The sequence below is a fragment of the Alkalihalobacillus deserti genome (genome assembly GCF_020734105.1).
Classification (GTDB): Bacteria; Bacillota; Bacilli; order Bacillales; family Bacillaceae_D; genus Halalkalibacter; species Halalkalibacter deserti.
In genome coordinates, this window is record NZ_JAJAFR010000006.1 from 156585 (window position 1) to 172803 (window position 16219).

Annotated in this window: 12 protein-coding genes; 9 read left to right on the forward strand and 3 right to left on the reverse strand. The window is 39.2% G+C overall.

Going from position 1 to position 16219, the window contains the following annotated elements; genetic code table 11:
• Nucleotides 1-112: 112 nt before the first annotated feature.
• A complete protein-coding gene (locus tag LDX58_RS13395) occupies nucleotides 113-2239 on the reverse strand; it encodes a glycosyltransferase family 2 protein (RefSeq protein WP_227937344.1) in 2127 nt (708 codons plus the stop codon).
• A gap of 345 nt (nucleotides 2240-2584) precedes the next feature.
• Between LDX58_RS13395 and LDX58_RS13400 the strand changes: the two genes are divergently transcribed.
• From LDX58_RS13400 to LDX58_RS13415, 4 genes are all read left to right on the forward strand, one after another.
• Entirely contained in the window at nucleotides 2585-4414 is a 1830-nt protein-coding gene (locus tag LDX58_RS13400) for a UbiD family decarboxylase (protein WP_227937345.1), read from the forward strand.
• A gap of 337 nt (nucleotides 4415-4751) precedes the next feature.
• On the forward strand, nucleotides 4752-5840 hold the full coding sequence (locus LDX58_RS13405) for a Fe(3+) ABC transporter substrate-binding protein (protein WP_504752902.1): 1089 nt from the start codon (nucleotides 4752-4754) through the stop codon (nucleotides 5838-5840).
• Between the two features lie 199 nt (nucleotides 5841-6039).
• A complete protein-coding gene (locus LDX58_RS13410; protein ID WP_227937348.1) occupies nucleotides 6040-7680 on the forward strand; it encodes an ABC transporter permease in 1641 nt (546 codons plus the stop codon).
• Nucleotides 7680-8390: an ABC transporter ATP-binding protein gene (locus tag LDX58_RS13415; RefSeq protein ID WP_227937349.1), complete on the forward strand. Its 711-nt coding sequence runs from the start codon at nucleotides 7680-7682 to the stop codon at nucleotides 8388-8390. The genes LDX58_RS13410 and LDX58_RS13415 overlap by 1 nt, the downstream gene beginning before the upstream one ends.
• Nucleotides 8391-8660: 270 nt before the next feature.
• Here LDX58_RS13415 and LDX58_RS13420 read toward each other — a convergent pair whose 3' ends face one another.
• Nucleotides 8661-8990 (reverse strand): spore coat protein, encoded by a 330-nt coding sequence (locus LDX58_RS13420; RefSeq protein WP_227937350.1) that lies wholly within the window; start codon nucleotides 8988-8990, stop codon nucleotides 8661-8663.
• 129 nt (nucleotides 8991-9119) lie between these two features.
• The gene (locus tag LDX58_RS13425) at nucleotides 9120-9389 is read right to left on the reverse strand and encodes a hypothetical protein (protein ID WP_227937527.1); all 270 of its coding nucleotides are present in this window, start codon (nucleotides 9387-9389) and stop codon (nucleotides 9120-9122) included.
• A 405-nt stretch (nucleotides 9390-9794) separates the two neighbouring features.
• On the opposite strand from LDX58_RS13425, the gene LDX58_RS13430 reads away from it, so the two are divergent.
• The 5 genes from LDX58_RS13430 (at nucleotide 9795) to LDX58_RS13450 (ending at nucleotide 16178) form a co-directional block, all read left to right on the forward strand.
• A complete protein-coding gene (locus LDX58_RS13430) occupies nucleotides 9795-12155 on the forward strand; it encodes a 3-hydroxyacyl-CoA dehydrogenase/enoyl-CoA hydratase family protein (RefSeq protein WP_227937351.1) in 2361 nt (786 codons plus the stop codon).
• A 24-nt stretch (nucleotides 12156-12179) separates the two neighbouring features.
• Nucleotides 12180-13358: an acetyl-CoA C-acetyltransferase gene (locus LDX58_RS13435; protein WP_227937352.1), complete on the forward strand. Its 1179-nt coding sequence runs from the start codon at nucleotides 12180-12182 to the stop codon at nucleotides 13356-13358.
• Between the two features lie 51 nt (nucleotides 13359-13409).
• Nucleotides 13410-15194, forward strand: a complete 1785-nt coding sequence (locus LDX58_RS13440; RefSeq protein WP_227937354.1) for an acyl-CoA dehydrogenase FadE — start codon at nucleotides 13410-13412, stop codon at nucleotides 15192-15194.
• 423 nt (nucleotides 15195-15617) lie between these two features.
• The gene (locus LDX58_RS13445; RefSeq protein ID WP_227937355.1) at nucleotides 15618-15782 is read left to right on the forward strand and encodes a hypothetical protein; all 165 of its coding nucleotides are present in this window, start codon (nucleotides 15618-15620) and stop codon (nucleotides 15780-15782) included.
• Nucleotides 15783-15818: 36 nt separating this feature from the next.
• Nucleotides 15819-16178 (forward strand): arsenate reductase family protein, encoded by a 360-nt coding sequence (locus LDX58_RS13450; protein WP_227937357.1) that lies wholly within the window; start codon nucleotides 15819-15821, stop codon nucleotides 16176-16178.
• Nucleotides 16179-16219: the final 41 nt, after the last annotated feature.

Consider the following 16219-nt stretch of genomic DNA (forward strand, 5'->3'; position numbering starts at 1 on the left):
AAAAAAAGATTTGTGCAATTAAATATAAACTCGTGCAATAATCAGTTATTCTCGTGCAATAACCGAAATTCGATCATTATTTTGCTGACTCACACAAAAAAACAATCCCCTCCTATCCAAAAGATGATGGCCAGGATTTCTTGCTGATCGAACGAACGAAATTATCACCAGATTTACAAACGAGGACATGTTGACCATCTGATTGCTGAGTCAGCAAAATAGGTTCTACATCTTTTTTAAGAATAACGTAAGGTCCATGCCAAGAATGTTCGTGTGAGTGGTTGTCTCTCCACCAAAATCCAACTCCGCCTTTTTTTAACTCACTTACTACTTCAAAATGCCCTAAGGAATTTTCATGAAATATAGGTATACCGGTAGCTCCAACTGCAAACGTTTCACTTTTAGTCCATTTTTCATTGGGAGACTGCTGCCAGTAGTGGGCCAATGAACTTCCAGATCGGACGATCACTTCTGAGCTGCCAAAACTACTTTTAATCGGTAAAGACAGTGAATAGGTTGTGGGATTGTTTTCATACCAAGGAAACTCAGGAGCTTTGTAAGATTGCATATAATGTTCACTTTCAATACTAGTAATGAACCTTCTGGCAGGGTCGTTATGATCTAAATCAATTGGATGACATAACCAGCTTTTTTTAATGTCGTTAAGGCATTGGATCATCTCGTCTAAAGAAAAGTATGGTCGATATCGAATCATTGTAGAGTCCGTCACATTTGGGTATTTCTTTATTCTAAAACCTAGCTCTTTAGCGATATTCACGAAAAAGATTTCATCTGAGCCAAAGGTGGAAGTTTTGAGTAGAGCCTTTTTAAATTTATCTTTACGTGCTGGCTGAAGCAACACGTTAACGAGTGGTCTTGAGATGACTTGGCCGACGTTGAATACCCCATAAAAGGGCGTAACGGAAAATAACTTTTTCCATCTTGTTATATCTTTTTTTAATTCGTTTCCAATATACCAATCATCTTCAGGTATCCGAAGCCTCACAGCCATGTAATCTGTGTCTTTCATTTGTTCTTCAATAAATTCTTCATACCCTTTTCTAATAAATAGAGCGTCAGAGTCCACATTAATAAAGTAATCATATTCCATTCCTATTTGTTCAATCCATTCCATTGTTTCTAAAAAATAGATCGTTGTATATCCACGTTCTAACTTGTGACTGGATGGACAAACAGGAACATCTAAGCCTTTACAAAGATTTGGGTCATCCCCGCCATTGTACAAAACAATTGCACTGTTCGGACAATAGTACCTTATGTTATCAATTAGTTGTTTAACTAAGTCGCGGTTTTTATGAACAAGGATAGCAAAACAAATTTTACTGTTGGGAAGGTTAGTATGGTCAGTAATTGCTCGTTGTCCGTTGCGTTTCTTGATCAAGTTAATCATTTCTTTTCCAATTTTATTTGCATCTATGTTCTGACTAAAAAGACGATCCACTGATATTTTCTTTTGTGAAGAGTTTTTTTGATGTTCTTTTATTGGAATCGACGATTGATTTGTTTGTTCTTCGGTTTCATAATTGCTTACACGCTCTTGAATTAGTTGATGCATTTCCGTCTTATTGCCACTTGCAGCTATATAGCGGTTAAGAAGCTGGCCATTTTCATCTGCATTTGGATTAGTAGTCCAGTAAGCGGGGGGGTGCCACAAATGAAATAATTTTGCTTTTAAATTAACAAACTCACCGCAAATAGTATTTACAGCATGCGAAAAAGCATCATCTTCGCCTCCCCACCCAATAAATCGTTCATCAAAACCATTTACCGCTTCAAAATGTTTTCTCGGAATAACAATTAGTTTTCCGGCAAATCCTTCGTATAACCAATTTATCTTATGGCAATTTTTTGGTTTTATAGCAATAGGCCACTTTGCCTTTTTAGTCAGTATCTTTCTAGTTTCTTGTTGAGGTACATCATATAGTTCGGTAAAGGGAACAACCCAGGGAGCTTTTTTTAATAATTTAATCGATTCAACAATTATTTTAGGATCATAAACGACATCAGCATCAGCAATGACTAATAGATCTCTAGTTGCTTGTTTTACAGCTTGATTGACTGCTTTCGCCTTATTCATATGACTTTCATCAATTATCCCTAAACACAACTCGGCCTCTGGGAAAACATTAGAATAATATTTTTTTACCCATTCAAATGCCTCCGCTCGTGGTCCATGGTCGGTTTGGAAGGGAATAATGATTGAGACATTTTTCAGCATATCCATTCTCCTCCAATGAAAATTTGTATCTAGATAATAGGAAATGCATCGAACAGGTTTTTGGCAACGGACAATCATACAAATGTAAAAAAATAGATGAGAGGGGTGCCGGACAATAGACAGGGGTTGCGATTCCCTCTTGATTTCATGCAATAAAATGGAAATTCGCGCAATTCCCCACAAATTCGTGCAATTAATAAAAAAAGCCACAATATTCAAAAGGGATGTACTTGAAAAAAGCATTCACCAACCCCCTGTTAGCCACTTTCTAAGACTTTTCTTTTTATAATCGACCAAGATATAATAGAATAAAACCTAGAATGAATAGAATGGAGCATTTCATACATGTATCGAAATCTTGAAGAATGCATAATTGATTTAGAAAAAAACGGACATTTGGTGCGGATACAAGAAGAAGTGGATCCATATCTTGAAATGGCAGCAATTCACTTGAAAACTTATGAAGTTGGTGGTCCTGCGCTGTTATTTGAAAATGTAAAAGGGTCAAAGTATCGGGCTGTATCCAACCTTTTCGGTACGATCGAGCGCAGTAAATTTATTTTCCGAGATACACTAGAACCGGTTCAGGACATCATTGCTTTACGCAACGATCCAATGATGGCATTAAAAAATCCATTAAAACATATTAAGACAGGTTTCTCTGCATCTACAGCTCTACCTGCGAAAAAGAGTGGTTTGCCAGCTGGTATGCAGGAAATAAATTTAACTGATATTCCATCGATTCAACACTGGCCAATGGATGGCGGTGGTTTTATCACGCTGCCACAAGTATATTCGGAGGATCCGGAAAAGCCAGGGATTATGAATTCTAATTTAGGGATGTACCGGGTACAACTAGATGGAAACGAGTATGAAGAGAACAAGGAAATTGGGTTACATTATCAGATTCATCGCGGAATTGGCATTCATCAAGATAAAGCAGTGAAAAAAGGAGAACCGCTAAAAGTAAGTATTTTTATCGGAGGTCCTCCTGCGCACACGTTATCAGCCGTAATGCCATTACCTGAAGGTTTAAGCGAGATGACGTTCGCTGGCTTGCTGGCAGGACGACGCTTCCGGTATAGCTACGTTGATGGTTTCTGTGTTAGTCATGATGCAGATTTTGTGATTACGGGAGAAATTCATCCGGGTGAGACCAAACCTGAGGGACCTTTTGGTGATCATTTAGGATACTATAGTTTGACTCATGACTTCCCATTAATGAAAATTCACAAAGTTTATGCGAGAACGAATGCGATCTTGCCGTTTACGGTTGTCGGACGTCCACCGCAAGAAGATACATCATTCGGTGATCTCATTCATGAGTTAACAGGTAATGCGATCAAGCAAGAAGTCCCTGGTGTCAAAGAAGTCCATGCTGTTGACGCTGCCGGAGTACATCCATTGCTTTTTGCCATTGGGAGTGAGCGGTATACCCCTTATCAAAAAGTCAAACAGCCAGCTGAGATTCTGACGATTGCTAATCGAATATTAGGAACGGGTCAATTAAGTTTAGCGAAATATTTATTTATTACGGCCGAAGAGGACAGGCCGTTAGATACGCATCAAGAAGCTGATTTTTTAACTTATATCCTTGAACGAATCGATCTGCATCGCGATCTTCATTTTCAAACGAACACGACGATCGATACTCTTGATTACTCAGGAACCGGTTTAAATACCGGAAGCAAAGTGATTTTTGCGGCATATGGCGATCAAAAAAGAGACTTATGTAAGGAGGTTCCAGAGGCATTGGGTGAATTGCGAAATGTTCAACATTCGAAATTGGTCATGCCTGGTGTTGTGGCGGTTCAAGCGTCTACATTTAAAGATTACCCATCTGCGCAAGAGGAACTAAATGAAATAAGTCAAGCCATTCAAGCAAAGGGCTCAATACCAACTTGCCCGCTGATCATCCTATGTGATGATAGTGCTTTTATGAGCGAATCGATCAGTAACTTTCTTTGGGCGACTTTCACTCGTAGCAACCCTTCACACGATATTTATGGCGTAAACAGTTATTATGAGAACAAGCATTGGGGCTGTGATAATCTCATCATTGATGCCCGTATTAAAACCCATCACGCACCACCATTAATAGCGGATGCTGCTGTTGAAAAGAACATAGAGAGGTTTTTTGTAGAAGGAGCAAGTTTGAATGGGTTGAAAATGTAAATGACGCCGATAAAAATGATTTAGGGCTCCGGATGGAATAGGAGCAAGATAGGATGATCTTATCAAAAAATGGCCGGTTGAGGCCTTTTTGAGTTAGAGTATCGATTAACAAGAGCACCTTCTGAACGATATTGAAGGTGCTTTTACTTTTGTAAATAAATGTGAATTGATGAAATTTAAAGGTAGAAAAGAAATAAAAATCCAAAAAAATATTGACAATGATTATCAACTCCATTAGAATCTAAATTGGGAGAAATAGTGATAATGATTTTCATTACCGCAATTTCATGAAAAATACATATCGGGGGTTTATCGTATGAGTAGAACGTTAAAAGCTATGTTGTTCGCATTAATGGTACTAGCACTAGCTGTTGTCACTGCTTGCGGAGCAGATGATAGCGCAGTTGCGGAACCAGAAGAAACAGAAGTTGAGCAAGGTGAAAGTGAAGTGGCTGAAGAGACTACAGAAGAAGCTGGTGTTGTAAATCTTTATACAAGCAGACACTATGAATCTGATCAAGAACTTTATGACTTGTTTACTGAGCAAACGGGTATTCAAGTAAATGTTGTAGAAGGAAAAGGCGACGAATTAATGGAGCGTCTGAATATTGAAGGTGAGAACACAGAGGCTGATTTATTTATTACGTCAGATGCTGGTAACCTCTATGTTGCTAGTGAAAGTGGGTTATTGCAACCGGTTGAAAGTGAAGTATTAACGGCTAATATTCCTGAAAAATTACGTGATGTTGATAATGAGTGGTTTGGTTTAACGAAAAGAGCACGTGTAATCGTTTATGCGAAAGATCGTGTTGATCCATCAGAGCTTTCTACGTATGAAGCGTTAACAGAAGCTGATTGGGAAGGTCGCGTGACGGTTCGTGAATCAAATAATATGTATAATATTTCTTTGCTTGCATCTTTGATTGAATTGAACGGTGAAGAAGAAGCATTAGAATGGGCTAAAGGTATTGTGAACAATCAGTCTAGAGATCCTCAAGGGAATGACCGCGACCAAGCTAAAGCAATTGTTGCTGGTGAAGGTGATGTAGCGATCATGAATACGTACTATATTGGTACAATGTTAAATTCAGAAGATGCAGAAGAAGTGAAAGTAGCAGAATCTGTTGGTGTATTCTTCCCGAACCAAGAAACAACAGGGACTCACATTAACATTAGCGGAGTTGCTTTAACGAAGCATGCAGGGAACAAGGAGAATGCGATCAAGCTTATGGAGTTCTTATCTAGTGAAGAAGCTCAAGGTGCGTATTCTGCAGCAAACAATGAGTATCCTGCAAATCCAAATGTTGAACCGAATGACCTTCTTAAATCATGGGGCGAATTCAAAGAGCAAGATATTGATCTATCTGTTCTAGGAGAAAATCAACAACAAGCAATCAAGTTATTTGATCAAGCTGGTTGGAAATAAGAGATCTAAAAAATGCCGTATCATTTAAAAAAGTGATACGGTTATTTTTTTATAAGTTGAACAAAAATTCTGAGGTACAAGCGTTTATCTGAGGTAAATAATAGACTTATGTGGAACTGATCCAGAGTTTTCCTGTTAAGTATTCCATTTGAGAATGATTTTCGTTATAATGTAGGAAACGAATATAAGGTGTGTCAACATGAGACTAATCCAACAAGCGAAGAAACAATTAAATATATGGGCCATATTAAGCTTAATCTTCGTTTCTATTATTTTAATTCCTAACTTTCTAATTGGTTTTGAATTGTTTACGGAGCCAAATGAAAATTGGCAACACATAAAAGATTACTTACTTAAAGATTATATTTATAATTCTCTTGTCATTATTAGCTTTACGGGACTGGCTACTACGATTGTGGGCGTTAGTTTAGCTTGGTTTATTACGATGTATAAATTTCCTCTCAGAAACTTTTTAAAATGGGGATTGATTTTGCCGCTTGCGATTCCGCCTTATATCGGAGCCTATGCTTATCATGGGATGTTAAATTATACAGGTGTCATCCAAACGACATTAAGAAATTCATTCGATATCTCGGTTAAACAAAGCCATTTTAACATCATGACCTTGCAGGGGGCCATTTTTATTTTCACGCTCTTCCTGTTTCCTTATGTTTACACGATTACGAAAAGTTTTTTGCAAAATCAATCGTCCTCTATTGTGGAAAATGCCAAATTGCTAGGAGACAACTCTTTTGAAACCTTTTTTCGTGTTATTATACCGATTTCAAGGGCTGCGATCGTTGGTAGTGTGACTTTGGTTGTATTAGAGGTTTTAAATGATTATGGGGTTGTCAGTTATTTTGGTATTCAAACATTTAGTACAGCTATTTTTCGCACTTGGTATGGAATGAAAGATCTCGATTCAGCGTTAAAGCTTGCTGGAACCTTAATGTTTATTGTCATTTTTATTCTCGTGATCGAAAAGTTAATTCGGGGCCGAAAGCGTTATAGCTATGCGACCTCAAAGGTTCGACCAATTGAGCCTAAACAACTAAAGGGTATACAGAAATGGCTAGTTTTTTCTTATTGTTTTGGGATTTTTACCATCGCTTTTATTGTTCCTTTCTTGCAGTTAGTACAATGGGCTTTAATGACCTATGAAAAGGTAATTAGTAAGGAGTTCCTCACGTTAATTTACAATTCTGTTTTTGTAGCGTCGATTGCTGCACTCATTATTGTCTTTATCTCTTTAATCATTGGAAATTATACAAGGCTGCATCAAGGGCGATTCACAAAGGCATTTTCTAAAGTGACCACACTGGGATATTCAATCCCTGGTGCTGCGATCGCAATAGCTGTAATCAGCATTTTTCTACTATTGGATGATTTTATCTTAACGGCTTCATCCGTTTTTAGTTTTGATCCAGCTTTTGTGCTACGAACTAGTCTTGTGATGTTGGTGTCGGCTTATATTATTCGCTTTTTAGCCATTGGATACAATTCAATTGAATCTGGATTTGAAAAAGTGGGGAATAGCTTTACGGAAGCTTCAAGAACACTTGGAAATTCAACGGTTAAAACTTTTTTCAGAGTAGACATTCCGATGTTAAAAGGCGCTGTCTTTAGCGGATTTATTCTTGTTTTTGTCGATATATTAAAAGAACTGCCATTGACGATGTTCTTACAGCCTTTTAACTTTTCAACACTAGCAACCCAAGCTTTTAAGTATGCAAATGATGAACGAGTACATGAAGCTGCTTTAGCATCGATTATTATTATCTTGATCAGTGGAATTTGTATTTTCTTCTTTCATAAAGTCTTAGATAAGGAGAGTAACTAATGTTTGTACAAATTAAAAATTTACAGTATCGTTATAAAAATGCAGTTGAACCAACGATTAAGGACTTTTCATTAAATATCGAACAGGGAGAAATCGTTTGTATTCTTGGGGAAAGTGGTAGTGGGAAAAGTACGATTCTACGTTTACTTGCAGGCCTAGAAACAGCGAACCATGGATCGATTTTAATTAATGATAAAACAATTATGAATGATGCCCATTTCACTCCACCTGAAAAAAGAGGAGTAGGAATGGTTTTCCAAGATTATGCCCTTTTTCCTCATATGACAGTTGCGAATAACATTAAGTATGGGCTTAGAAAAATGAATCGTAAACAAAAGCAAGAAAGATTAGATGAGATGTTATCATTAATTAATTTAACTGAATATAAAGAGCGTTATCCATTTGAATTAAGTGGTGGGCAGCAGCAGCGTGTCGCCTTAGCTAGAGCATTGGCGCCAGCTCCTTCCTTGCTTATTTTTGATGAACCATTTAGCAATTTGGATGCGAATTTACAAGTGAGAATCAGAGACGAACTCCGAACGATTTTAAAAAAGACTGGCATTACCTCCATTTTTGTCACCCATGATCAAGAAGATGCCAAAGCATTAGCTGACCGCATCGTTTTTATTGAATATGGTGTCATTAGTCGTGTCGGACCACCAGAGGAAATTTTAGGTTGTGCTAGTTTGTTAATGTGGGCGAACTCATAACTTGTCTTTCTTACCCGCAAGGCTACTGAGCTTTGCGGGTATTGCACTATCAGCGAGTATAGGAAACCATTCTTCTAAAGGGTTATGTGGTTCGTATACTGCTAATGTAGCGGAAGTGACACTGACGCATAAAAGTTGCAGATCCGAAGTATGCAGGTCTGCAACAGGTAACAGCAAAGATAAATCGTAAAAGGGGAGAGGTTTTCCTTTTTGGGAGTCTTTTTTTAGAAACCAAAAGCTGCCCCAATCTTGGGACAGCGATTTAACTCATTACTGCTGATAAGGAAACTGACTGCTGTAACCAGAAAACTGCTGATAGGATTGATCGAGCTTTTGCTGATCAGCGGCTTCTAACCCATAAAATCCTTTTTTGAACATCGTATTATATAACTCACGCTGACAATTTTGTGTTTCATTAAAAACTTGTGAAAGGTCTTGGTATAATTGGTCATGGCTCATTTCGTTTAACGCAACGCTATATGAGTTTGTCATGTTTTTAGCGCACATGAGAATATCATTAATATAGTCACGGTCGTTCATCTGCGGTGTTTTTGGAACTTGCATTTCAGGGTTTTGAATCTTTTTCGATTGTTGGTTCATTATGAAAATGCCCCCTTATAATTAGTTGAAGCAATGGCGCCACATAGTGTAGCGCACATGCTAAAAAGGAAACCACTTCTGCAGGCTTAAAAATTGCATTAATCCGAAGTTGTTTCAGGTTGAACAATATTATTGCATTGGAATGCTTTGTTGTTGTTCGGTTGTTTTTAAATGACTTAAGATTTTTTCGTAATGTCGTTGGTGCATTTGCCCCGTTTTTTCAAGCAAGGCTTTAATTTCTTGGTCTTGACATTGCTGAGCAAAGAAATGAGCTTTTTTCATTGCTATCATGTTCCAAGAAAGGATATCCGTTAAATAAAGCTGATCCTTAGTCGTAATGACAGGAGGAGGTGTTTGGAAAGTCGCTTGTTGTCCTCCCATTTGTTGTTGGTTTTGCATCCCGGTTGGTTGCTGTTGTTGATTTTGCATGCCTTGGAATTGTTGTTGGTCCATTATATACCCTCCTTTGGATGTTGCAAGTAAGCAACGTATCCGTCATTCGGATACCTCATTAGTGTGAAATAGATCAGTTGATTTTATCCGTTACATAAGAAGGAGTCATTTCCAAAAAATTCATAGGGATTGAAAAATGTCAGCTTAGAAAATCATCAAGATTATTTTCAGAATTATCTCTTGTGCAAATGACTATTCTTCGTTATGATAACTTATAGAAAATGACATTTGAGATTGTCGTCTTTTTTTGGAGTGGAAATGAATGAGTGTTCATTCGTTTTTAAATGATTCATACTGCAGAAAAGACATGAATAAATTAAACTAAGTTCGAACTGGAAAAGGGGGAGAAGTATGACTCGTCACATACGTAAAGTCGCGGTAATCGGCTCAGGAGTTATGGGCTCAGGAATCGCCGCTCATTTAGCGAATGTTGGAATCCCGTCTTTATTACTTGATATTGTACCGAAAGATTTGAATAACGCAGAACAAGCAAAAGGTCTTACGCTGAATGATAAGGCTGTTCGCAATCGGTTAAGCACAACAGCTATTCAGAAGCTTGCTAAACAAAAACCAGCACCGCTTTCTTCAAAAACAAAAGCATCTTATATTCAACCAGGAAATCTAGAGGACGATTTGAAAAAACTCGAAGAAGTCGATTGGATTATTGAAGTCGTTGTTGAAAACGTAGCGATTAAAAAGCAACTTTTTGAAAAAATTGATGCGGTTCGTAAACCAGGTACAATTGTCAGTTCAAATACATCAGGAATTTCAATTGAAGCTATGGCTGAAGGGCGTTCAGATGATTTTAAAGCGCACTTCCTTGGGACGCATTTTTTTAACCCACCAAGATACTTAAAGCTGTTAGAAGTTATCCCAACAAATCAAACGAATAAAGAGGTTTTATCATTTGTGAAAGCGTTTGCTGAGGGGACGCTCGGTAAAGGAGTTGTAGAAGGAAAAGACACACCAAACTTCATTGCGAACCGAATTGGAACATATGGACTTCTTGTAACAGTTAGAGAAATGTTAAAAGGCGGTTATTCAGTCGGCGAAGTGGATTCCGTTACAGGACCGCTAATTGGGCGTCCTAAAAGTGCCACATTCCGTACGTTGGATGTCGTTGGTCTCGATACATTCTTACACGTAGCGAAAAATGTCTATGATGTCGTGGACAAAGCGGAGAAAGAAGTATTTGATCCAGCGCTATTTATGAAAGAGATGGCTGAGAAGGGTTGGCTCGGTGCTAAAAGTGGCCAAGGATTTTTCTTGAAGCAAGGAAAAGAAATCCTCGAATTAAATCCAGTAACACTTGAGTACGAAGAGCGTAAAAAATTAACAGCAGCTTCAGTTGAGCAAACGAAGCAAGCAAAGAAAGTAACAGACAAATTGAAAACGCTAGTGTATGCAGATGATCGTGCGGGCCAATTGATTTGGAGCATACTTAAACCAACTTTAATTTATTCAGCAGAAAAAGCATTTGAAATTGCTAACGATATTCATGCTGTTGACCAAGCGATGAAGTGGGGCTTTGGCTGGGAAATGGGTCCGTTTGAAACATGGGACGCAATCGGTGTTGCAAAATCTGTTGAACGTATGGAAGCAGAAGGAGAAACCGTTCCGAACTGGGTGAAAGACATGCTTGCTTCAGGACAAGAAAGCTTCTATAAAGAAAATACCTTCTACCATGAAGGTAGATTTGCACCAAAGGTCATTAACAAAAAGATCGTTCACCTTACATCGTTAAAGCCTGAACATGTCGTGTTCAAAAATTCAGGAGCAAGCTTGATTGATGTCGGAAATGACGTTGCTCTACTGGAATTTCATTCTCCAAATAACTCAATCGGTGCCGATGTTTTACAAATGATCAATAAATCGATTGCAGAAGTCGAGAAAAATTACAAAGGTCTTATCATTAACAATCAAGGTAAAAACTTCTGTGTCGGCGCCAATTTAATGCTGATTTTAATGGAAGCGCAAGATGATAACTTCTTTGAACTAGAAATGGTCGTTCGTCAATTCCAACAAACAATGGCAAATATCAGGTACTCAGAGAAGCCAGTAGTGGCAGCTCCATTTGGGATGACACTTGGTGGTGGAACGGAGATTTGTCTACCGTCTGCTAGCATTCAGGCGTCACTTGAAACATACATGGGTTTAGTTGAAGTCGGAGTTGGGTTGATCCCTGGTGGTGGTGGTAACAAAGAATTGTACCTTCGTAACCTTGAGAAATCAGGAGGAACAGACCTACAAGCTGTTGCTAACAAAACGTTTGAGTCAATTGCAATGGCGAACGTATCAACGTCTGCCGAAGAAGCTAAAGAAAGCGGTTTTCTAAGTGAGCGAGATGGGATTGTCATCAATGGTGATTTGCTCATTGATCGTGCAAAAAAAGAAGTTCTACACTTATCTGATACGGGCTACCGAGCTCCTGAGAGAAAGAAAATTCCGGTTGTTGGAGAAACCGGATACGGAACGATGTTATTAGGTGCAAAAACAATGAAATTCGGTGGCATGATTTCTGACCATGACTTGAAAATTGCTGAGAAGCTAGCCTTCGTTTTAGCTGGTGGTCGTGTACCAAAGGGAACATTAGTTGACGAGCAGTATTTACTCGACCTAGAGCGTGAGGCATTTTTAAGCCTACTTGCTGAACCAAAGTCACAACAACGGATGCAATATATGTTATCAAAAGGAAAACCACTTCGTAACTAATCGATGGAATAGGAGGGAAACGAAATGAGAGAAGCCGTTATAGTCGCTGGTGCTAGAACACCAGTCGGAAAAGCAAAACGCGGGACGTTAGCTAACGTGCGTCCGGACGATTTAGGTGCGTTAACCATTCGTGAAACATTAAAGCGTGCCGGTGATTTTGATGCTAGATATATAGAAGATGTCATTATGGGTTGTTCGATGCCTGAGGCGGAACAAGGCATGAACATGGCTCGTAACATCTCTGCTTTAGCAGGATTGCCAAATACAGTTCCAGCTATAACGATAAATCGATATTGCTCTTCTGGATTGCAAAGTATTGCATACGGTGCCGAGCGAATTATGCTTGGTCACTCAAAAGCGATTATTGCTGGTGGAGCTGAGTCAATGAGCATGATTCCAATGGGAGGTCATGTCATTGCACCGAATCCAAAGCTTGTTGAAGAACAACCAGAATATTATATGGGAATGGGTTATACAGCTGAGGAAGTAGCAAATCGTTTTGAAGTGAGCCGCGCGGATCAGGATGCGTTTGCAGTAGAGAGTCATAAACGTGCAGCGGTAGCAATTCAAGCCGGACGTTTTAAAGACGAAATTGTACCAGTCGACGTCATGTTACGTTCGGTTGGTGCCGATCACAAGCTGAAAGAAAAACAAGTGCGGTTTGAAATGGATGAAGGTGTGCGAACAGATACAACGGCTGAAGGACTTGCAAAACTTCGACCAGCCTTCCACCCAAAAGGAAGTGTTACAGCAGGGAATTCCTCACAAATGAGTGACGGTGCAGCATCAGTCCTCCTGATGGACCGTGAAGAGGCACTTGCTAATGGCTTAACACCGCAGTTGAAGTTCCGCGGATTTGCAGTAGCTGGAGTTGCTCCAGAAATAATGGGAATTGGACCAGTTGAAGCGATTCCAAAAGCTCTTCAACTTGCGGGACTCCAACTATCTGATATTGGTTTATTCGAACTAAATGAAGCGTTTGCTTCTCAATCACTTCAAGTCATCCGCCACCTTGGCCTTGATCAGGATCGTGTCAATGTAAACGGTGGTGCGATTGCTTTAGGGCACCCACTAGGCTGCTCAGGAACGAAATTAACACTTACGCTTTTACATGAAATGAAACGCCGCAACGAACAATTCGGTATTGTCACTATGTGTATCGGCGGCGGAATGGGCGCAGCTGGCGTTTTTGAACTGATCTAAGACTATTGCCATTAAAAAAATAAAGACATCACAAATAAGGAGGAACGGAAAATGAGTCAAACAGAAAACAAGGTATTAAAAGGCGGTAGTTTCTTAGTTGAAGACATTACGGCTAATCAAATATTCACACCAGAAGATTTCACAGATGAGCAAGTGATGATTGGTCGTACGACGGAAGAGTTCGCCATCAATGAGGTTGAGCCTGTTCTTGAAGAGATTGAACAGCATAAATTTGAACATACCGTAAGATTGTTAAAAGAAGCGGGGGAACTAGGACTTCTTGGCGCAGATGTTCCTGAAGAATACGGCGGTCTTGGCCTTGATAAAATCAGTTCGTCCCTCATCTCTGAAAAATTTGTTCGTGGTGGTGCATTTGGTTTAAGTCACGGCGCGCACGTAGGAATTGGTTCATTGCCGATCGTATTCTTTGGTAATCATGAGCAAAAGTCAAAATATCTTCCTGACCTTGCGAGCGGTGCCAAGCTTGCTGCGTATGCTTTAACAGAGCCTAGCTCAGGGTCAGATGCCTTAGGTGCAAAAACGACCGCAGTTCTAAATGAAGCAGGTACTCATTATGTATTAAATGGGGAGAAGCAATGGATTACGAACTCAGCGTTTGCGGATGTATTTGTAGTCTACGCAAAAATCGATGGCGATAAATTTACAGCTTTTATTGTGGAAAAAGAATTCGAGGGTGTTACAACGGGTCCAGAAGAAAAGAAAATGGGAATCAAAGGTTCATCGACTCGAACATTAATTTTAGAAGATGCGCTTGTACCAATTGATAATGTACTTGGTGAAATTGGTAAAGGTCACTTAATTGCTTTTAATATTTTAAATGTCGGCCGTTACAAGCTTGGTGTAGGTTGTGTAGGAAGTGCGAAGCGTGCGCTTGAGCTTGCGGCAACGTATGCAACAGAACGCAAGCAATTTAAAACGCCAATTGGCCAGTTTACGCTTATCCAAGAAAAGCTTGCGAACATGGCGACACAAACGTATGCAGCTGAGAGTTCAGTCTATCGCACAGGTGGTCTTTTTGAAGAACGTCTTGGGGGATTGTCAGATGAAGAGCAAAAAGATGGTCGTGCCGTTGCAAACGCAATTGCTGAATATGCGATTGAGTGTTCATTAAACAAAGTATTCGGTTCTGAGACACTTGACTATGTAGTGGATGAAGCCGTTCAAATCCATGGTGGTTATGGTTTTATGGCAGAATACGAAGTAGAGCGCATGTACCGTGATTCACGAATTAATCGTATTTTCGAAGGAACAAACGAAATCAACCGTCTTTTAGTTCCTGGTACGATCATGCGTAAAGCAATGAAAGGTGAACTTCCGCTTTTACAAAAAGCGATGGCTTTACAAGAAGAAATTATGATGATGATGCCTCAAGAAGTTAGTGATGAGCCACTTGAGCAAGAAAAGTATTTACTAGGCATGGCGAAGAAAATTTTCTTAATGGTGGCTGGTAATGGAGCGCAAAAATACGGTGAAAAGCTTCAACACGAGCAAGAGCAGCTTTCAAATGTTGCAGACATTGTAAGCGAGATTTACTCTATGGAATCTGTGATCCTTCGTACTGAAAAAGCAATCAACAAATCGGGTGCAGATCAAGCCGCGCAAAAGCTTCTGATGACAGAAGTATTCTGCCAAGAAGCATTCAACCGCATTGAAGCACACGCGAAAGAATCACTTGTAGCAATGGAAGAAGGCGATAAGCTTCGTACAATGCTAGGCATTCTTCGTAAACTAACACGCCACACACCAATCAATGTCGTTACGAAAAAACGAGAAATTGCCGCAGCGATCTTAAAAGCAAAACGTTTTGTCGTTTAATTAATGTTTACGCTTTTGGGGAAGTTCATTCCTTCCTCACAATATTATAAAATACTCCTTTCTTATGGAGCATTCTCCTCTCTAGTACAAAGAAGTCCCAAATGGGACTTCTTTTGTCGTCATGTTCCTTGGTGATCGGTTCTTGGGGAATTGCACCGCAATGGCGATATATTAAATTTAACCAGGAATCTCTAGATAACAACGGAAAACCTGAGAAATAACAGCGATATTTTTTGGAGGAAAACCAATTTGCCTTTTATCAGCGCAGCTACATTAACAACGAGTTTTCTCACCATATCAGTGAAAAAAGTAGAAGGAAGTACAATTTTTTCACTCAACCTTCTACCGATCCAACTGGTTTGTATGATTCTTCCTTACCCGACGCAACCTATCTTAGTATCAAGAATAACTGGAGGGATTTAAATGAAAAAAAACGAAGAAATCCGTTATACGGAGCCTTTAACAGGAGTAGAAGAATTTGCTCAAGATATAAGTGTTGGTTCGGTCCATGATGCTCTGCAAAAAACGTGGGAAACGAAAACAGAGAATCATGAGCAAAAAAATTGTGAACAAGCTAGAGATAAGTAATAATAACGTTGAAGAAGGAAGAGAGGAGGAATGAAAATGGCAGTAGTTTTTTATCAATATCCGAAATGTGGGACATGCAGAAAAGCAAGTAAGTGGTTTGCGGAAAAAAACATCGAAGTTAACGATATACATATTGTTGAAAATCCTCCAGCAAAGGATGAGCTACGCAGCATTTATCAAAAGAGTGGCTTAGAATTGAAAAAATTTTTTAATACGAGTGGTCAGAAATACCGGGAGCTTGGTTTAAAAGACAAAATAAAGGATATGTCAGAGGAAGAGGCGTTAGATCTACTTGCATCGGATGGCATGTTGATCAAACGTCCACTAACAATAGATGGCACTCAAGTGACTGTTGGATTTAAAGAAGAACAATTTGAGAAAACATGGGGCAAGTAGTTTTGTTTTAATGGTAAAACAGGTATAATGTAGAAATAAAT